Genomic DNA, 19249 nt, shown 5'->3' with positions numbered 1-19249 from the left:
TTTTTCCAAGGTTATTTGTTTAATTTCCCTTATATAAGAATAAAATGGGAATTAACCCAATTTGGATCTATAATACTATTTCTTTAGCAAGGTTCTTAGCAACAATGGGACTTCCCTTGGACTTTTTGCAACGGGAACATTTGCCTTGGAATAACTACTTATCTTTGAATCTGCTGAGCCGTAATTTCCATATACTATAGCTCCCGCATGTCCCATTCGTTTTTCCTTGGGAGCAGATCTTCCTGCTATATAGGCAACCACAGGTTTTGAAAAATTTGTCTTGAATATATATTCGGCCAACATTTCCTCTGCATCACCACCTATTTCCCCTACGACCACTACGGAGTCGACATCTTCTCTCTCTCTAATTAGATCAAAAGAATCAATAAGGTTAGTTCCATTTATGGGATCCCCTCCAATTCCCAATCCTAAACGCTGTCCAAAGCCAGAATTGGAGAGATGATAAGAAACTTCATACATTAATGTACCACTTCTTGAAAAAACCACAGTACCACCTTTTGTAAATGGTTGTGCTGGCATAATTCCAACTTTCATGGTATTGGGGATTATTACTCCTGGAGTGTTCGGACCAATCATTCTGGCACCATTCCTTTCAGCATATTCGTAAATTTTGATAGAATCAATAATTGGAACATGCTCAGGTATAGCTACGAGAAGTTTGATTCCGCTGTCCAATGCTTCCTTTGCAGCACTATAAAAGTATGGAGCTGGCACAAATATTCCAGATATAGTTGACCCCGTCGCCTCTACAGCTTCTTTCATTGAATTAAAAACCGGAACTCCTTCAAATTTAGAACCACCTTTACCGGGTGTAACACCTGCTGCAATGTTGGTTCCATATTCTCGCATGAGTCTTGTATGAGTTGAACCAAAACTACCTGTTATTCCTTGGATTATTACCGGTTTTTTTTCATAATCCGCATCATTACTATTACCAGTTAATATACTAAATATATCAAATTTCGTAGCCAATTAACACAACCTTTTAGTTATTATTATTGACCTTAAGAACAACAGCATTTATTGCTTCCTCTACCGTATCGAACAACCGAGCTTCACTTCCTTGAAGTAATTCTTTTGCTTTTTCTGACTGAGCACCCGAAATGCGCGCAAAAACGGGTACATTTAATATATTATTCTTATAAGCATCCAATATTCCCATAGCTACCAGGTCGGTCCTAACTATTCCTCCAAATAAATTAACCAAGATTGCTTTTATTTTTGGGATTCGGCTAATAACTTTAATTGCTTCATAAATGGTCTCACTTGTAGCACGACCGCCAAAATCCAAGAATGACCCTGCTGTTCCCTTGGCATCGGTAACCATATCAAGTGTAGACATCACAAGCCCAGCCCCATTACCGATAATTGCTATATTACCTTCAAGCTCAACAAATGAAAATCCGTTGTCTGAAGCCTGTTTTTCCAATTCACTCAAATGCAAATATTTTACTAAATCTTTGTGTCGAAAAAGGGAATTGTCATCTATGATTACCTTTGCATCTAATGCCAAAAGCGAACCATCTGAAACTATAGCAAGAGGGTTTATTTCAGCCAGTTCAGCTTCCTTTTCGATAATAACTTTAAATAAGTTGAATAATAACGTTATAAAACTTTCTCGTGATTCTTTTGGTATATCTAATCCATTTGCAATTTCAGAAGCTAATTCATTAGAGATGCCATTAATTGTTATTTCTTTAATGATCTTATTCTCCGTTTGCTCAATATCAACTCCACCTTCGGATGAAGCAATGATGGAGAAGCATCTTTTACTCCTATTCAAAAATATGGACAAATAAATTTCTTTCACAATTTCAACCATTTTTTCCAATAATATGCCGCGCGGTAATTCCCCTTTGACTTCCTTATGAAGTAATTCTTCAAATTTCGATTCCAATTCAACAGAATCTTTGCATTTTTGAATCGCTCCAGCTTTGCCACGTCCACCTACAGTCAGTTGAGATTTTAAAACGAACGGAAAACCTAACTTCTCAGCGGCAGATTTCGCCTCCTCCATGTCCTGAACTAAAATTGATTGAGGCGTCTTAATTCCGAACTGATTGAATAGCTCTTTACCTTGATATTCAAGAAGTCGCATCTTTTAATGATTCTAAAAATACTCTTTATAAACAATCCTTTTTCATTAATCAATGGTAACTATATGCAATTACAAATCCGATGGTTCAATAACCAAAATATTTTAATTTGATGTTGCATTCTTTAAGTCAGAAAGATACAACGTATAATTCTTCATCTCGCTCATTAAATTTAAATAATCAGGCATTAGGGATTGATCCGGATTTCCATTCAAAAGGGACATCATAAGTTCGTTATTCTGATCGATTGATGCATCAATTAAGGAATTAAATTCGGTTTCATTTTTAACTTGATCTGGTCCTGTTTTGTTATTAATTTGATCTTGTAATTCGTTCTGTAGAACTACAAATTGACTTTTTACAGATATTAATGTGGCATTAGGGTCTCTGAATGTGACAGTCATATTGCTCGTTACTTGATTTGGAATATTATCAGAAGGTATTAACCAAACAACAAAGCTCGCTCCTAGGATCCCAGCAACTAGAACGCATGTTAATATTAAACCTTTATTAGTTATTCTACGGTTCTTTTTACTGATATCATCACCATTACCACTCTTTTTATTGCCAAAAGTCATAGCTTTGTCTATAATTGAGCAATAATATTACTTTATGTTTCGCTAACTCTTAATATAGAATTTAGCTGCTAATTAGTTAAAGTGGATACAGAGTTTAGGTGAAAACATGAATCAAGATAAATTATTTGCATTAAGGAAAATAAAATATCAAGAAACAACAATGATTAATATATGTGATATAGATTTGGTGGGGAAAGAAATAGATCGAGGGGATTTTGTAATTGATATTTCAAAAGATTATTTTCTCGAACATGAAATCGATGAAGAAGAAGCCATTATCTTGCTGAAATCATCGTCAGTTCTCAATCTAGTTGGTGAAAAAATAGTAAACCTTGCATTAAGACTCAGGCTAGCAAAAGGAAACAGCGTAAAGGTAATAGAGAATATTCCATTCTTAATGGTTTTTAGTTTTGTAGGTAATTACTAGCCGAGTGAGTTGCGCAAAAAAAATTTATGACGTTCTATCTAGTATTGAATTTTGTATAGTTTTAATTGTCATTACTGGAGAGTCTGACTCGATGATGGCCCTTCCTATAATAAAGTATCTAGTTCCAGATTCTAACGCCCGTTCAACATTTCCACCTTGAGTAATGAGTCCAGGAGAATATATTGGAAGTTGCAATGTTCCCATTTTAGAAAATTCTTTGATTATATCTAATCTATTGCCTCCAATTACAATACCATCGACATTGGCTTCCACACAATTATCGTAAAACGACCTGTAAAACGGAGTTAGAATGTTTTTTCCATTCTTACTCTTGACACCTAGGGGAGATTGAATCAGTGCTCCATAACCCTCGACTGCATCTGGGTGACTCATGTAAACTAATGCGATAATGCCAAGATTAAGAGAGTGTGTAAATTCAGTGATAGAAATTAGGCTGTTTCTGCCAACAAAAGGATTAACGATAGCACAATCAAATCCCATTGAAGCAAGGTGCTCTATAACAACTTTGTTTGTTTCAAGAATATCATTTAACTTTAAATCTGCTATCACTTGTAATTTGTAATCATGGGCAGTCCTTGTTATTTTTCTAAGGTCAGAGATTGACAGTGGCAGAATGACGTGAAAATTCAACTTGATCGCACAAGAATAGTAGCTAAGATCTTTTATTTTCTGGATGACATAGTCAAGTACATTCATTGTTCCGTACGATGGATCTATTGCCAAAATAATACTCGTTCTCTTCTCCTCGGATATGGAATCAATTCTTTCTTTGAATGATAAAGAAAAATTCATTTTAAATTTTAACTAAGGGATGTGGACTGTCCAATTGTATCACCTTCAAATATACAAACCCATGCTCATCAGTATGATTTGAAAAGGAGGGGTGATGAGATTTTTGTATACTGAATTTAAGAAAACATTTATCTACAGTTTGATCGAGTGTCACATAATAAAAATAGTTCGATTCAGCGGAATCGAGCATATTCAATTGAGTTCCAAGAATGTATGTAGGAATATTCCGCTTCTCCTCCGCTAAAGGTGGGTTGGCAGAGTTTTTGGGAAAAAGGAACAACGGAATAGTGTTTTCCTCATATATAGTACGAAAGGCTATTAACTTGGATAAACTAAGCAGATCAGCTAATCCTACTCCAGTATACCTTATAGTTGCACCTATCTTGGAAGGTTTAAGAAAGACCTGTGGGGGGGAGCTTATTTTGATTATAGGAGAGTATATTGCAGAAGTGTCTCGAACAGTTTCTACCAATGACGCGTCCTCAATGTTATTGCTGATCTTGTATAGGAGATATTGCTGTTTATCATTAGATGGAAAATTGTCAACATAATAAATAATGGATCTCCCGCTAAAAGAATCCAATGGAACTGCCAAAATATTTTTTCTTTGATATTGGTATTCATAAACAGGAGAAGGGACTCTTTCTAACGAACATACCAATCTAGCAAAGTCATTTAGAGTTTTTAATTTAATACAAATTGGAGATTTTAACAATTTTAGCCTAACTTAAGAACAAGGTTAACATTCCATATATAATTTTAATACAATAAGGATAATATTAACATCAGATACTGCGTCTAAAATTTCAATAATTTTCAATAAGCAGTAAAATTATCGCACTTTCGAGTCATACTATGTGAATGCTGAAATTCATAAAACAAAATTATTTATTCTATAATATCAAAAGATAATCAAATTAGACCATCAAATCATCCAAACTACATTTAAAAAAATGATATTTCCTATCAAATAACATTTAATATCGAAAAAAATCAAACAATATTGTGTTAGGTTACTCTGATGATGATATTAAGAATGCAGCAGAGATTAGAGAATGGCTTACCAAGCAAATTTTGGAAAAGCAAGATGAAATAGAAAAAATAAAGATTACACTTTCACTCATTGATGCGGTATTAAAAAACGGCAGTTTCAAGACAGCTGCAAATTTAACTACTACCACTACTACTACGCCTGCTGCTGCTAAAAGCAATCCACTACAAACCAAAAAGATGGAAGTTGGTTCAGCCATTAAATCTTACAAAAATACTGCGGTCAAGCGTCCCACTGAAGGGAGGCGAAATGTTGTAGATGATCCAACCGCCATCGAAGTAAAACCAATCAAGCGGTCAAAAGACAATACTTTGGTAGCTCAAGTACATATTTTCCCTGACAGCGTAGAAATCATTCCCGAGGAAATGATCAGCATTAGTATTGAAACACCACCATTCCGATCTTTCTTCTTAAACAGAATATTGCAAGGAATGAGAAATAAGGACCAAGAGAAAATCAAGCAGGGATATTTATCAGAATCAGAAATGATAAATTTTGAAATAATTACAGATGAAGTCAATAGTGAAAACATAAAGAAAGTAATAATAAACAATTATAGGGATAAAGAACGCGTAAATGAGATTTTTAATACAGCAGCCTGGGTAATTACAAGAATGCTAGAAAAGAGTGAAAAGTAATGGATAAAATCGTAGTACTGGATTTTGGATCACAATACAGTCACTTGATTTGCAGAAGGATAAGAGAATCAAATGTTTACTGTGAATTGGTACCTTATAATGTTCCTCTCGACAAGATCACAGAGTTGAATCCAAAAGGAATAATTTTTTCAGGGGGACCTGCCAGCGTGTACTCGAAGAATTCTCCAAAACCAGATAACAAGATTTTTGAAGCTGGGATCCCTATTTTAGGAATATGTTACGGTCATCAGATAATTATAGATCATTTTAATGGAAAAATAAAAAGAGTTGATAAAAGAGAATATGGAAACGCGCTACTTGAAATTTCAGATAAAACAAATCTATTTAGTAATATTCAGTCTAATACCCTAAAATGTTGGATGAGTCATAGTGACGCCGCTGAAGTAATTCCTGAAGGCTTTAAGATCTTAGCAAAGACTACCAGTTCCTTTTCCGCCGCTATAGGAAATAACGAGAAGAAAGTCTATGGATTACAATTCCATCCAGAGGTTGCTCATACAGAGAATGGCAATACCGTATTGAATAATTTTGCTAAAGTAATCAGCAAAGCAAATCCAGAATGGAACATGACTAACTTTGTTGAAAGCATTGTTAAAGAAATACAAGAAAAGACAAAAAACGAAAAAGTTCTTTGTGCTGTTAGTGGCGGAATCGATTCCACCGCATGTGCAGTTCTCATCAACAAGGCTATAAAAAATAATTTAACCTGCATTTTTGTCGATAATGGGCTATTGAGAGAGAATGAAAAAGAAACAGTTCAGGAAATGTTTACTCAAAAATTAAGAATACCACTTACGGTTATCGATGCTAGGGAAAGATTCCTAAAGAAGTTGGACAAGATATCTGATCCCGAAATAAAACGAAAAAGGATTGGTGAAGAATTTGCAAGAGTATTTACAGAGTTTGCTGAAAAAGAAGGTCCATTTCACTGGCTAGCACAAGGAACCTTATATCCAGATGTCATTGAAAGTGGAGTTTCAGGAGGACCTGCGACTGTAATAAAGACCCATCATAACGTCGGCGGTCTACCTGAATGGCTAAATCTCAAGGTTCTTGAACCCCTGAGGTTTTTATATAAGGATGAAGTACGAAATGTATCCAGGATACTTGGAATTCCCGAAGAAGTATTGACCAGGCATCCATTTCCCGGGCCAGGTTTGGCTGTCAGGATCATTGGAGAAGTTACACCAGAAAAAATAGACATAGTTAGAAAGGCCAGTAAGATAGTTGAAGATGTTTTGATTGAAGATAAATTATATAGCAAGGTTTGGCAGGCATTTGCTATCGTAGGAGATGACCGTGCAGTTGGAATACTTGGTGATGAGAGATTAGAAGGTCGAATTGTGACTATCAGAATAATGGAATCTGTAGATGCCATGACTGCTGACTGGGTGCGACTGCCACATGAGACCATGGAAAAAATGAGCTCAAGAATAACAAATGAGATAGATAATGTTGCATGGGTTACATATGCAATTTCTAGCAAACCTCCGTCAACAATAGAACCCCAGTAGAAAATTTTTGGTAAATTACGATCGCATCATCAACTATTATTGGTCATTGTTCAATGGAATGCATAGAAATCAAGCCTATAACTTGAGATAATTGATTTAACTGAGAAATTTCAGATATGCAAATGTAGGCTTAGTGCCTATCTTTTAATTTATTTCTTCTATTGACCTTATTATTATTCATCTTCTTAAGACGAAGTATTATGAGGAAGGTCACACCCCAAAGAATTAATGCAATAGATATGTAATTAATCATCCATAAGTACCCTCCTACCAGAGCTAGTGCAATCCCTATAAATCCAAGAATATTCCTGGTTTTCACAATACTATATTGTTACCTACCCCATAAATAGGTGAAGGATAGTTTGAATTAGATACTTGTGTCATTTCAGCAAAAGTCTTCTTTGATAGCATTTCGATTAGATTTTTTGCAACATACAATTTTTTCCTTTTGAGGTCATAATTGGACACACTTCTTTTAGAAAAAGATCCTATCCGAGAATCAAAATCCATCCCAACAAGTACTATTTCCCGTGCGAAAAAATGATCAGCAAGAAAAACGGCTCTATCGCCGTCCGTAAAACCACCGAAATTGAAAATGTGGGATAATGGAAAACTTTGAGTTGTCCCTATAATATTTCTAAAATTTGATATGAATGAATTGATTTTTTCAATATTATCACCATGAGCATGGATAAACATAATCGAACCTTTCATGTTAGCAGTAACAAGGGATTCATGATGACCATCTAAATCGGTTATGACAAAATCAGGTATAATCCCCAATTTCAAAAGAAGTTCAGTTGCTCCATCTGCAGCCATTATCACAAAATTGGCTTTAGTTGATTTGTCTGATTTTGATTTAGAATTATCATAGAATTTAAGAATATAATCCTGGATATTTTGATCTTCGATGCTGGGTCCAGCTCCAACGACCATAGTCTTGCTTTGATAAATTCTGTCACAATGGCTCATGTTCTTACGACTGTCATCTAAATAATGAGATAAATAAAGCGCGCTTAAAAAATCCATTTCAGCTCGTAAATTCAAATACTTTAAAATCGCCTGATAGTGACGATACCAACTATTAAATCTCAAATGGCCACCATAAAAATCAGGAATTTGTTTTATTTTTGTCTTTGCCCATTTTATGAATTTAATAATTTAGTTAGAAACCGTTAACTACGAGACATGTTAATTTAACCGCTGTATATGGATGATAGAGACAACATAACAGACAGTAGACTAAAGGAAATTTACCAATTCAAGAATATAGCTGTAGTTGGCATGTCTCCGACTGAAGGTAAACCAGCGAACTACGTTCCAAAATATTTAATTGAAAAAGGTTATAACGTAATTCCCGTCAATCCAATTTATGATAGTGTATTGGGAAGAAAAACATATCCTAAAGTATCAGTGATTCCAGTTGTAGTAGATATAGTAGACATTTTTAGAAAATCAGAAGAAATTGTTCCAATTGCTCAGGACGTAGTAAAGAAGGACGGTGTTAAAGTCCTTTGGATGCAATTGGGAATTCACAACCAAGAAGCATTAGAAATCGCCCAAAAAAAAGGCATAGAGGTAATCTATAATAGATGTATGCTGATGGAACATCAAAGACTATTCTTATAAAAAGTAATAATTAATAAATATATCCTGCGCCCTTGCAAGACATCAAAATTTAATTAACTTAATAAAATAGTAGAACTTTTTATTCATTGAAATATTAATGCCTAAATGGGGCCAACTGGATAACAAGGTAGATTTTAGAAAGACTAAGAATTATAACAATTTAGGACGATTTCAAGATTTCTCCAAGGTCATTATAATATGCATAGATCGTGATGATGATATTGGCATCAAGGGCGGACTTGAGACCCCAATTATAGGTAAAGAAGCGTGTATAAATGCTGGAACAAGGCTGGCAATAGAGGATCCTGAAGATTCAGATTGTAATGCCATATTTGGAGCAGTAAAATCATATGAAGAATTTAAGATAAAAGGCTATGACGTGGAAATAGCCTTAGTTGCGGGTAAACACAATAGAGGGATTGAAGGAGATGTGAAAATTACGAAGGAAATTGATACTGTTTTAGAAACTTACGTTGCCGATGGTGCGGTAGTAATATCAGATGGAGAAGATGATGAGACCGCAATCCCATTGATACAAGGAAGGGTGCCTATTATATCCATTCAAAGAATCATAGTAAGACAGAGTCGCAGTGTGGAATATTCCTATGCGATACTAGCACGGTATATAAAAATCCTTTTTTACGATCCGAGATATTCAAAATTCTTTTTAGGCCTTCCAGGTGCTTTGCTAGTCACCAGTGGATTATCAATAATATTCGGATTCTCAAGGGAAGCATTTGCCCTAGGTATCAGTATTCTTGGGGCGGCATTCATATTACGAGCCTTCGATATCGACAAATCGATTTCTACTCTTTCCAAGCCGAGTCCTTCTGCATTCATAAGAGTGTTCTCTTATTTTGCAGGAACGATGATCATTATTGCGTCGATTCTAAATGGAATTTCGCATGTTCCACAAGAAATTATTGATTCAGAGCGTCAATTAACATCTTTGATAACAAACAAGATTGTATTGAGTAGTTTTGCTAATGGAACTATTACTCTTCTTTGGATAGGAATAGCTACAATTTTTGCAGGGTTATTGCTGAGCAATTGGTTTAGAGGAAGCATAAAGATAATATACGATATTCTAAGGCTGGTAGTTTTGGGGCTTTTTTATATTCCCATGTTGCAGTTAACCTCCTTGATAACAGAGCGAGGAAATCCCTTTAATCTTATATCATCATTACTAATAGGTTTGGCTATAACACTGATAGCAGCTACCTTTTTATTCCAATACTTTAGAAGCAGGAAAGGCGGGGAAGCATTAAAGCATGATGACCAGTAAGGTATATTAGAACATTGAAAAGGCTATAAGATATCCTTCCTAATGCCTATAACAGATAACCTACTAAAATTATTGTATACGGTATCTAGGCAAAATCTTATTTACAGGATATATGAAAAGCACTTGATTAAAGAAATCAATCAATTTCCCTTTCCACAGCACATCGGCATTATTTTGGATGGAAACAGGAGATGGTCAAAGATAAAGGACATGGACAAAGTCATGGGTCATCAAATGGGCGCAGATATTGCAGAAGATATGTTAAACTGGATATATGATTTAGGTATAAAAATTACAACAGTTTACGTCCTATCTAATGAAAACCTTAGTCGCGATCCCCATGAGTTAGAAAACATATACTCATTACTCGAGGAGAAATTAGTAGGATTATATAATGACGATCGCATTCATAAAAAACAAATCCGCGTAAAATCAATAGGCGAATTCGATAAAATTCCAGAAAACTTGCAAAAAATACTAAAGAAATTGGAGGACAGGACGGAAAAGTACAACAATATGTATTTGAATATTGCAATTGCCTACGGTGGGCAACGAGAGCTGATTGATGCGATTCGAAAAATAGCCAATTCCGTTAAGGAAGGCAACATCAAGGTCGAAGAAATTGATGAAAAAATAATTGAAGCAAATTTATATACGGCACACCTGCCCCAGGCGGAACCAGACTTGATACTTAGGACGTCTGGTGAAAAACGATTGAGCGGATTTTTGTTGTGGCAGAGCGCTTACAGCGAACTAGTTTTTGTAGATATATTTTGGCCTGAATTCAGAAAAATTGACTTAATGCGAGCGATTAGAACATTTCAAAAAAGAGCTAGAAGATACGGAAAGTAAATTTAAGTATATTACTTTATTTCAATATTATGAGATTATGCCACAACATGGTGATTATGATAAACAAACTAACCAAATTTACTGCGGATACTGGATGAGTATCGAAGAATGGCAAGAAATTCACAAGTATACTCCTAATTTAGAAGGACTAGAAAAAAATGGTCAAGTCACAGATGAGCAGTATTGACCTCTGTTGAGTTCTGCAAAATGGTCAACTGGATACCCAAGAACATATTTTTATAATTGTTAAATTTATTCAAGGCAATGTATGATGAAATTTCTGCAGGAGCTGTTTTATACTTAAATGACGAAGGGCCAGAGATAAAGTACTTGATACTCAATTATAGTTATGGTCATTGGGATTTTCCAAAAGGAAATATTGAAGAAGGAGAAACCGAACTTGATACGGTTTTTAGAGAAATAGCTGAAGAAACAGGAATTACGGATATTCAAATTATTCAAGGATTTCGACAACAAATTTCATACAAGTATAGAAAAAAGTCGAAGTTGGTAAATAAGGCTGTAATTTATTATTTGGCAGAAACAAAATCAAAACAAGTCGTTTTGTCATTTGAACATAATAATTTTGGATGGTATACCTTTGACCAGGCTTTGGTAAAACTTTCATTCGAAAATAGCAAAAAGGTATTACGAAGTGCTAATCAAGTACTTTTGTAGATAAAAAGTTACGATAAACTGTGGTGGTGGCTGTTCCTGCTGCTGCTGCTGTCAGGTTGTGCATAAAAAAAACCTAGATTGTAGTCATCAAAGTCTAACAAGAATGAATTAAAATTTTGTATTGGAACTATCGGAACATCATCAATGTATTGAAACTCACATGGAAGAAACGTTACTATTATTGGATACATCCTTTTTATCCCCGAAGGTAGTTTTTTATCACAAAGTAAAATACTGCGTTCCTTTTGCTTCTTAACTATACCCTGTAAAGCAGAAAAGGATGTATACTTCCAATGTTTGCAATCAACGATCATGGCGGTCTTTGACCGTACTCCTAGTATGTCAATTTGTCTAGTAGGGTTCTTTATCCTATAGTTAACGTATACACCATAATCATGGAACTTTAAGATTTTGGATGAAAATATTTCAAAATCCCTCCAGTTTAATAGCTTGCAAACCTCCAACACATCTGCACCGCATTGTACTGCAGCAAGACCGAGAGAAATCTTGTTGGAAGAAGTGTTTTCAATAAGATTCTCTTTGACAGTTATTCCCTTGGATAAGAAAAATGCAAGTGTTTGGGGGGACGTACTCTCTTCAATTGTAATTCCTCCTGACGACAAACTTATTCTACTTAGCAGTTTAACCAAGTAATTTGGATTGTTTATCAAATGTTACAAAAAATGGTCGTTAAGTTACTATGACTGTTCCGACCATGGCAGGATGCAAGATACAAAAGTATGGATATTCTCCTGGAGTATCAAAAGTGTGTTCGAATGTTTTTCCTTGACTACTTAACGCGGTTGGGCTGGCCAAGCCAGAATCAAATGCTTTACCAGCATCCACTGCCCCAGCACTACCAGAAGTTACGGTATGAAAAGTAAAATCATCATTTGTCCATACCACAGTTTGGTTAATGCTAGCTTCAATAGGGTTAGGTGAATAGGCTGTATCAGTAAGTGAAGAAGCGCCATAAACTATAGATGCTTGTACTTTATCTCCTTGGGCAAAAACACTGTTGTATGTGCATGTTCCAATTAAGACAAAACTAAGGATTGATATGGAGATGGCAGCAAAATAAACTATTTCTTTAACCATATTCTCTAGCATTGGATTGAATAATCAGTAATAAATATCATTTTCAAAGGTTTAACCTTTTAAAATGTATTTGTATTTGAATTGCATAACTGAAAATTTTGCCAAAGGGCTCAAAGTTAAAAGTTTAGTAATAACTTTATGCGTGATAAGTACGTATGTACCAAAAGAAAAATGACTAATTGTTCAAATATAAGGTAAACGCTTTTTGCGTTGCCTTCATGTATTTCTGAAAAACACTTGTAGTTGGAAAGGAACAATCACAACAGAACTGGATAGTATGTCAAATATTCAAAGAATTAAGGTCGATTTAACAGAATTAAAAAAAAAGGAATTTAAGTTACGATTACTTTGCCGGTCATTGCAGGATGCAATGTACAGTGATAATCTATTTCGCCTGCTGTATCAAAAGTGTGTTCGAATGTTTTTCCTTTGCTTGTAAGGGCTGTCGGACCAGCTAAGCCAGAGTCAAACAGTTTTCCAGCATCAGCAGCGCCAATTAATCCGGATGTGACTGTATGAAATGCAGTATCATCATTTGTCCATACCACAGTCTGACCAACTTTTACCTCGATTGGGTTTGGACTTACTGCAGTATCAGTAAGGGTAGAAGCCCCAGGTACTATAGATGCTTGTACTTTGTCTCCTTGAGCAAAAGCAATATTGTCTGTGCTTGCTCCAATTGCTATCACACTAAGAATTGCAAGTAGACTCGCTGTAAGATAAATTGTTTTACTTACCATGCTTATCAAATAAACATTAATTTTCACGGTAATAAATATCATAAGATTTTGCTCTAATATATTAATAGATTTGTGTAAATATGTTAAATATTTTTATTCAATGGCCAAGCAGTAGTTACAAAGAATTGAAGTGAATGACCTGATCTCTTTGGTGTGGACAACGACAAGTATCCCAATCACAGAAGATGAAAAAAAATTAATATATAGTTTAATTAACAACGAACAAGAGAATCCTCATCTAAAGTACGAAAAATTAAAAAAAAGATTCTTTAGTATTTTTGAAAAAAGGAAGCATCAGAGAAAAGATCCTAACCAATCGTACGATTTTACAAGTTTGTTAGAAAAGGGATTGATTGAATCAGGAAATTCTCCTTTTCCAACAGCCGAAAATACTATTGCGAATGAAAGGCTAAGTCCTTTAAATAATACTTACAAGCTGACCAGCATTGGCTTGATACATATTTTCAACAATAAATTCATTTATTCTCCAAGTCTACTCGTGAAATATCATGATTCACTAGTATTGAAAGACTTGCTTTACAAGTATTTTGAACTCAAGACAATAGCGTCGTCTTCGGCAAAATTTTTTGTATTAATAACGGACTATCTGTCTGATGTTTCAAGCTACTTACTCGGGTATCAGCGTAATTCTTCTGGCCAATTAACTTTGGAAGTCGAGCGAGAATTAGAGAACCATTTGAATTTGTGTGCGTTAATTTTGGGATTTAAAGTGGCAATTCTATTTAAAGAATCTAATTTGATATCCGCTTCTCTTAAAGGAGATAGCGAAAAAGCAATAATAGCACTACAACAGATTGAGACTACCATGAAGAGAATCTTATCAAAAGATTCAATGTTCCAAAATCTAGTGTCAGAGGTTTCAAGTGAGCTCAGTATCGCCCGAGAAGAGATTTTAAACCTTAGTTGATCGATTTTAGACGTTAGACTAAAATTGTTCAAGGAGATAAAGTCTGTTAGATATCAAATCGGTCAAAAAATCCCGAGTTATCGATAAAAACAAAATATAATAAGTATCTTGTGCGTCAAATTAATCTAGCGATGTCAAAAACATGTCTCAGATGCAATAAAGAATTTGATGAAAATAATATAGAAGATCCAGCATCTCAAAAATACCCCTCTTGTCCAGATTGTTGGAAGGAATGGACTACCTATGCGGTAATGGTGATGAATGAAATGAGACTTGATATGTCTCTGCCCGAGCATAGGAAAGCACTCAGAAAATATGAAAAAGGATTTTTTGAAAAAACTATAGGTGAAATAGAAAAGAATCCGGAGGAAAAGAAGCAATAACAATTATGTTCTTTTCTTGTTTCCTTTTCATATGAGTAAATCTGAAGGAATTACCTTTATTAAGAATCGTGGATTGGGCATATTTAGTGTCATCTCAAAAAAGCAGTAGAATAGTTTTTTCCGTTTCTGTTCTGGAAATGAAATCAATATTTTAGATATAGACTCTACAAAGTCTGACTTGAAATCGTCTAGTAGAGAGGGATTCAATGAAATTTCAATAAGGTATTGATAGAATATGGAGTTGATTTGGTCGGTCCTCATTTCAGATAATGAATTTAGCCATGACTCGATCAAGTTCATTAGTGACTCATTATTGATTTTCCTATAATTCGCAAATATATCTTGAATTATGACTTTTCTTTCATCATTTTCAAAAGACAGAAACTCCTTTAATCTATTTTTGACAATTGGATTGCGTAGGCCGGTAGGTAAATTGGACAAAATATTCAATATATTCTCCACAAAAGTTGAAGCCTGATCTTCTTTAGCCACGACAATGTGGTAATTGCATCAATATTTCATTCTTTCTTAGCAAACGTGCGAACTATTAAGATTAAATAATCAAGGTCGGTTCATTAACTAAGATATGCCTTGTGTAGTAACCGTTGGCGGGTTTTATGGTGATGAAGGAAAAGGTAAGATTGTAGCTTATCTTTCTATAAAAGATAATATTGACATCGCTGCTAGGGGAGGAGTAGGTCCGAATGCCGGACATACATTCATTCAGAACGGAAAAGAGTATAAAGTTAGAATGCTTCCTAGTGCTGTTCTTAATAGCAATACTCGATTATTAATTGGCTCAGGAGTTTTAGTCGAGCCCACTATTTTGCTAAAAGAGATTCAAACCTTTAATACAACTGATCGAACTTTCGTAGACTTTCAATGTGGAATAATTGAGAAAATTCATCAAGATAATGACAAGAACAACGAGCATCTAAAGAAAGTTATAGGTACTACGGGGAGTGGGACAGGTCCTGCTAATGCCGATCGAGCATTAAGAAATATCAAACTAGCAAAAGATATCCCTGAAATCGCTTTGTATTTAGAGGATGTTAGTAATTCTATCAATCATTCGATTGATAATAATGAAAAGGTCTTGATCGAAGGAACGCAGGGAACCTTTTTATCACTTTTTCACGGAACTTACCCGTTTGTAACTTCTAAAGATGTTACGGCCTCCGCAATTTGCTCGGATGTTGGAGTGGGTCCAAAAAAAGTAGATGACGTCATCATTGTCTTCAAATCATATGTCACTAGAGTGGGCGAGGGGCCACTTAACTGTGAAATTACTTCTGAACAAGCTCGTGATAAAAATTGGCTAGAATTTGGCAGCGTTACGGGTAGACAGAGAAGATCTGCACCATTTGATTATGATCTTGCAAAAAAAGCTATTCAAATCAACAGTGCCACTCAAATAGCCTTAACAAAACTCGACGTAGTATACCCCCAAGCAAAAGGGATAAAGGATTTTTCTAGTTTGTCACAAGAAGCTAAAGATTTTGTATCAAACATTGAATCCGAGACAGGGTTGCCTGTAACTATTATAGGTACCGGAGCTGAAATAATGGACACTATAGATAGAAGATAGTAACATAAACCGATAATAATTTAATAGTTTTTGAGCAAACTCGATGTATATACATCCTATTGCAATATGTTGACATGGATTACTAGGTTATACACACCAAATCTAAAACATACGAGAGAAGAATGTTTACAACCCCTTGATCATATCTTAATTATCATATTACATCGACGTCGTGCGGGTGACTCTCCTTGTAACCAGCTAAGGTAATCTTTATGAATTCTGCATTTTCTTGCATCTCAGGTATGGTATTTGCACCACAATAACTTAATCCCGATCGAACTCCACCTACCAGCTGTCTAATTATCTCAATGACGCTTCCTTTGTAGGGTACCATAGCCTCAACTCCCTCTGCAACATAGTCATTTAGATCATCTTCGTCAGAATTGGATTCAGGGTTTTCACGATATCTTCTTCCAAGAGAGGCGTAAAAAGAAGCCATTCCCCTATACATCTTGTACTTTTTCCCATTCTTTACTAATGTCTTGCCCGGGCTCTCATCGGTACCTCCGAAGAGACTACCAACCATAACGGTAGAAGCACCAGCGGCAAGGGCCTTTGTCATATCACCCGATGTTCGAGTTCCCCCGTCAGAAATAACCGGAATATCATACTTTTTGGCCATCTTAACACTATCGATTATAGCAGTAAGTTGGGGAACTCCAGATCCAGTCACTATTCGTGTTATGCATATAGAGCCAGAGCCAACGCCCACCTTCACTGCATCAACTCCTGCTTTAATAAGGTCTTCAACGCCCTTTCCAGTGGCAACATTTCCAGCTATTAATTCACATGCTGGAAATGCCTTTTTGATCAATTTAACTGTGTTAATTGCATTGTCACTATGGCCATGAGCGATATCAACGACTATAACATCTGCACCATTATTAAGCAACTCTTCTGTACGCTCAAGGTAGTCACCTTTGACGCCAACTGCTGCTCCTACCAATAATCTACCTTTTTTATCTTTTGAAGCATTAGGGAATTCCTCCATTTTCAAAATATCCTTTCCGGTTATTAATCCATGGATTTCTCCATTTTCATTTATGACTGGCAACTTTTCGATTTTATTTTTATGAAGAATCTCTTTTGCTTGATCTATGGTTGTACCAACTTTTGCATAAACTACGTCTCTAGTCATCAGATCCGAAACCAATGTATCTAGGTTACGTTCAAAAATTGTATCCCTTCGTGTGAGAATACCACACAGCTTGTTTTCTCTGTCCTTTACAAGCAATCCGGAAATGCCATTTTCTATCATTAAAGCGTTGGCTTGACGTATGTTACTATCTGGTTGAATTGTGTAGGGTTGTTCGATAACTACAGATTCACTCCTTTTTACTTTAAGAACTTGTTCTACTTGTTCATGGATTGCCATAAATCTATGAATTATTCCTATTCCTCCTTCTCTAGCAAGAGCGATAGCCATTCTAGATTCAGTCACTGAATCCATATTGGCACTAATGATAGGGATATTGAGACTAACATTAAATGATAATCGAGTTTTTAATTTAGTTTGAGCTCGTGATACGATAGGGGATTTTTTAGGAACCAAGAGAACGTCATCAAAGGTGAGGCCTTCTTTGAAGTACAATATTACCTTTATCCATATCATGCTCTAGGATTATAAGCGTTTTCATTTCGTTAATTAGTTTGAAATATCCAGGTAAGAATTTGTAAAATGCATTGAAATTATCTTCCTATCAAGTGACCAAAAATCCAGCGAAAACAAAAAAATGAAAAAATAGATTATTTATGGCATCTTGAGCCATCCTAAAGTTTTCAAAAAAAAGGTGTGAATTTGTAATGCGTTATTATACCTAGGGGGTGGGAGCTGTTGATAAAGGTGGAGATGTCTGACCTGATGAGTTTGCAGAGCTATTTGTTTGTTGAGCAGAGCTTGCAGTAGATCTAGACTCCGAATCACCTAATGGAATCTCTATAAATGGGATTGCGCCCAAATTGTTGCCACTTCCACCACCACCACTACCTGTTACAAGAGGAAGTTTACCGTCCCATCTTTGAGATTGAAGCCAGTTCAGATATTCAGTGCTATTTCTTAACTGTGCGTCAATTATCTTTACTGCTTCAGATTCACCCTGGGCCCTGAGAATGTTTGCTTGTCTTTGACCTTCAGCCGAAGCGATGTTAGCCTTTTGCTCACCCAATGCCCGTGCTTCTGTTTGTTGAGCCTCAATCTGAATTCTACGAAGTTCATTTTGTGCTTGAAGTGCTCTTTGCTCTGCTTGAACTTTAGCCTCTACTGCCTGAACAAACTGATCAGAGAATTGAAAGTCAGTGATTGATATAGTATCAGTCAAAATATTATAAGGTGTTAGTCTAGCCTCAATTTGTTCTTGTATTTCAGCTTTTACCTGATCTCTTTTGGTAATTAGTTCTTCAGCATTATACCTAGCAGTAACTTGTTTTACTGACTCTTGGATAGTCGGAACTATTACCCTATTAGAATAATCAAGGCCAATTTCTTTGTACAAAATTGGAACGGTTTCGGGATCAACTCGATAGTTCAACGCCACCTCCGTCGCTACATTTTGAAGGTCTTTTGATGCGGAGGTAGTGCTTTCAACTATCTTTTGAGTTCGAACTTCCATAGGTACGATGGAGTCCCTAAAGGGCAGTACAAAATGCAGCCCCTCACTTAATGATACCGAAGTATCGACTGCTCCAAATTTGAGCAATACGCCACGGTTACCCGCCTCCACAATCTTAAGGCTCGAGGTCAAGATAACAAAAATTATAATAACAGCAATTATTGCAGGTATTGCGATCTTTAATGGACTCGAAAAACCAAATCCACCACCACCACCAACATCTTCCAATGGTTCTCCATCTGGAGTAATTCTTCTATTTCGTTTAGATTTAAAAAAATCTACCATATTTATATTAATTTA

Annotated in this window: 23 protein-coding genes; 11 read left to right on the top strand and 12 right to left on the bottom strand. The window is 35.5% G+C overall.

What is annotated here, in order from left to right; translation table 11 throughout:
* Positions 1 to 75: 75 nt before the first annotated feature.
* The 3 genes from sucD to ACMT7R_RS03090 form a co-directional block, all read right to left on the bottom strand.
* The gene (sucD, locus tag ACMT7R_RS03100; protein ID WP_415309971.1) at positions 76 to 993 is read right to left on the bottom strand and encodes a succinate--CoA ligase subunit alpha; all 918 of its coding nucleotides are present in this window, start codon (positions 991 to 993) and stop codon (positions 76 to 78) included.
* Positions 994 to 1006: 13 nt separating this feature from the next.
* A complete protein-coding gene (locus ACMT7R_RS03095) occupies positions 1007 to 2119 on the bottom strand; it encodes a succinate--CoA ligase subunit beta (protein WP_415309970.1) in 1113 nt (370 codons plus the stop codon).
* Positions 2120 to 2221: 102 nt separating this feature from the next.
* Positions 2222 to 2695, bottom strand: a complete 474-nt coding sequence (locus ACMT7R_RS03090; RefSeq protein WP_415309969.1) for a hypothetical protein — start codon at positions 2693 to 2695, stop codon at positions 2222 to 2224.
* A 106-nt stretch (positions 2696 to 2801) separates the two neighbouring features.
* Here ACMT7R_RS03090 and ACMT7R_RS03085 point away from each other — a divergent pair, with 106 nt between their 5' ends.
* The gene (locus ACMT7R_RS03085) at positions 2802 to 3122 is read left to right on the top strand and encodes a DUF424 domain-containing protein (RefSeq protein WP_415309968.1); all 321 of its coding nucleotides are present in this window, start codon (positions 2802 to 2804) and stop codon (positions 3120 to 3122) included.
* A gap of 24 nt (positions 3123 to 3146) precedes the next feature.
* Here ACMT7R_RS03085 and ACMT7R_RS03080 read toward each other — a convergent pair whose 3' ends face one another.
* Both ACMT7R_RS03080 and ACMT7R_RS03075 read right to left on the bottom strand, forming a co-directional pair.
* Positions 3147 to 3935, bottom strand: a complete 789-nt coding sequence (locus tag ACMT7R_RS03080; RefSeq protein ID WP_415309967.1) for an orotidine 5'-phosphate decarboxylase / HUMPS family protein — start codon at positions 3933 to 3935, stop codon at positions 3147 to 3149.
* Between the two features lies 1 nt (position 3936).
* Positions 3937 to 4650: a hypothetical protein gene (locus tag ACMT7R_RS03075; protein ID WP_415309966.1), complete on the bottom strand. Its 714-nt coding sequence runs from the start codon at positions 4648 to 4650 to the stop codon at positions 3937 to 3939.
* A 290-nt stretch (positions 4651 to 4940) separates the two neighbouring features.
* Between ACMT7R_RS03075 and ACMT7R_RS03070 the strand changes: the two genes are divergently transcribed.
* Complete coding sequence (locus tag ACMT7R_RS03070) at positions 4941 to 5624, top strand: hypothetical protein (RefSeq protein ID WP_415309965.1); 684 nt, start codon at positions 4941 to 4943, stop codon at positions 5622 to 5624.
* Positions 5624 to 7159 (top strand): glutamine-hydrolyzing GMP synthase, encoded by a 1536-nt coding sequence (gene guaA, locus ACMT7R_RS03065; RefSeq protein WP_415309964.1) that lies wholly within the window; start codon positions 5624 to 5626, stop codon positions 7157 to 7159. Before ACMT7R_RS03070 ends, guaA begins: the two co-directional genes overlap by 1 nt.
* A gap of 315 nt (positions 7160 to 7474) precedes the next feature.
* On the opposite strand, the gene ACMT7R_RS03060 is transcribed toward guaA, so the two are convergent.
* Entirely contained in the window at positions 7475 to 8206 is a 732-nt protein-coding gene (locus ACMT7R_RS03060; protein WP_415309963.1) for a 6-hydroxymethylpterin diphosphokinase MptE-like protein, read from the bottom strand.
* Between the two features lie 162 nt (positions 8207 to 8368).
* Between ACMT7R_RS03060 and ACMT7R_RS03055 the strand changes: the two genes are divergently transcribed.
* The 5 genes from ACMT7R_RS03055 (at position 8369) to ACMT7R_RS03035 (ending at position 11603) form a co-directional block, all read left to right on the top strand.
* The gene (locus ACMT7R_RS03055) at positions 8369 to 8788 is read left to right on the top strand and encodes a CoA-binding protein (protein ID WP_415309962.1); all 420 of its coding nucleotides are present in this window, start codon (positions 8369 to 8371) and stop codon (positions 8786 to 8788) included.
* A gap of 97 nt (positions 8789 to 8885) precedes the next feature.
* Complete coding sequence (locus ACMT7R_RS03050; protein WP_415309961.1) at positions 8886 to 10073, top strand: DUF373 family protein; 1188 nt, start codon at positions 8886 to 8888, stop codon at positions 10071 to 10073.
* 42 nt (positions 10074 to 10115) lie between these two features.
* On the top strand, positions 10116 to 10925 hold the full coding sequence (uppS, locus tag ACMT7R_RS03045; protein ID WP_415309960.1) for a polyprenyl diphosphate synthase: 810 nt from the start codon (positions 10116 to 10118) through the stop codon (positions 10923 to 10925).
* Positions 10926 to 10962: 37 nt separating this feature from the next.
* Positions 10963 to 11112 carry a hypothetical protein gene (locus tag ACMT7R_RS03040; protein ID WP_415309959.1) on the top strand — a complete coding sequence of 50 codons (150 nt, stop codon included), beginning with the start codon at positions 10963 to 10965 and terminating at the stop codon, positions 11110 to 11112.
* A gap of 77 nt (positions 11113 to 11189) precedes the next feature.
* Positions 11190 to 11603, top strand: a complete 414-nt coding sequence (locus tag ACMT7R_RS03035; RefSeq protein ID WP_415309958.1) for a bis(5'-nucleosyl)-tetraphosphatase — start codon at positions 11190 to 11192, stop codon at positions 11601 to 11603.
* Between the two features lie 8 nt (positions 11604 to 11611).
* On the opposite strand, the gene ACMT7R_RS03030 is transcribed toward ACMT7R_RS03035, so the two are convergent.
* The 3 genes from ACMT7R_RS03030 to ACMT7R_RS03020 all read right to left on the bottom strand — a co-directional run bounded on the left by ACMT7R_RS03030 (position 11612) and on the right by ACMT7R_RS03020 (position 13441).
* On the bottom strand, positions 11612 to 12226 hold the full coding sequence (locus tag ACMT7R_RS03030; RefSeq protein WP_415309957.1) for an NERD domain-containing protein: 615 nt from the start codon (positions 12224 to 12226) through the stop codon (positions 11612 to 11614).
* 67 nt (positions 12227 to 12293) lie between these two features.
* Positions 12294 to 12701, bottom strand: a complete 408-nt coding sequence (locus ACMT7R_RS03025; RefSeq protein WP_415309956.1) for a plastocyanin/azurin family copper-binding protein — start codon at positions 12699 to 12701, stop codon at positions 12294 to 12296.
* A 332-nt stretch (positions 12702 to 13033) separates the two neighbouring features.
* Entirely contained in the window at positions 13034 to 13441 is a 408-nt protein-coding gene (locus tag ACMT7R_RS03020) for a plastocyanin/azurin family copper-binding protein (RefSeq protein WP_415309955.1), read from the bottom strand.
* Positions 13442 to 13589: 148 nt separating this feature from the next.
* On the opposite strand from ACMT7R_RS03020, the gene ACMT7R_RS03015 reads away from it, so the two are divergent.
* Both ACMT7R_RS03015 and ACMT7R_RS03010 read left to right on the top strand, forming a co-directional pair.
* Positions 13590 to 14369: a hypothetical protein gene (locus ACMT7R_RS03015; RefSeq protein ID WP_415309954.1), complete on the top strand. Its 780-nt coding sequence runs from the start codon at positions 13590 to 13592 to the stop codon at positions 14367 to 14369.
* Positions 14370 to 14500: 131 nt separating this feature from the next.
* Positions 14501 to 14752 carry a Fe(2+)-trafficking protein gene (locus ACMT7R_RS03010; protein ID WP_415309953.1) on the top strand — a complete coding sequence of 84 codons (252 nt, stop codon included), beginning with the start codon at positions 14501 to 14503 and terminating at the stop codon, positions 14750 to 14752.
* Positions 14753 to 14779: 27 nt separating this feature from the next.
* Here ACMT7R_RS03010 and ACMT7R_RS03005 read toward each other — a convergent pair whose 3' ends face one another.
* The gene (locus ACMT7R_RS03005) at positions 14780 to 15244 is read right to left on the bottom strand and encodes a hypothetical protein (protein ID WP_415309952.1); all 465 of its coding nucleotides are present in this window, start codon (positions 15242 to 15244) and stop codon (positions 14780 to 14782) included.
* Between the two features lie 94 nt (positions 15245 to 15338).
* Between ACMT7R_RS03005 and ACMT7R_RS03000 the strand changes: the two genes are divergently transcribed.
* Positions 15339 to 16340: an adenylosuccinate synthetase gene (locus ACMT7R_RS03000; RefSeq protein WP_415309951.1), complete on the top strand. Its 1002-nt coding sequence runs from the start codon at positions 15339 to 15341 to the stop codon at positions 16338 to 16340.
* 154 nt (positions 16341 to 16494) lie between these two features.
* Here the strand turns inward: ACMT7R_RS03000 and guaB are convergent, their stop codons facing one another.
* Both guaB and ACMT7R_RS02990 read right to left on the bottom strand, forming a co-directional pair.
* Entirely contained in the window at positions 16495 to 17931 is a 1437-nt protein-coding gene (guaB, locus tag ACMT7R_RS02995; protein ID WP_415309950.1) for an IMP dehydrogenase, read from the bottom strand.
* A gap of 226 nt (positions 17932 to 18157) precedes the next feature.
* Positions 18158 to 19234 (bottom strand): prohibitin family protein, encoded by a 1077-nt coding sequence (locus ACMT7R_RS02990; protein ID WP_415309949.1) that lies wholly within the window; start codon positions 19232 to 19234, stop codon positions 18158 to 18160.
* Positions 19235 to 19249: the final 15 nt, after the last annotated feature.

The organism is Candidatus Nitrosocosmicus sp. FF01 (assembly GCF_047711275.1).
Lineage (GTDB): Archaea > Thermoproteota > Nitrososphaeria > Nitrososphaerales > Nitrososphaeraceae > Nitrosocosmicus.
Note: the sequence above shows the minus strand (reverse complement) of the source record. Positions and strands in the feature narration are given on the sequence as shown.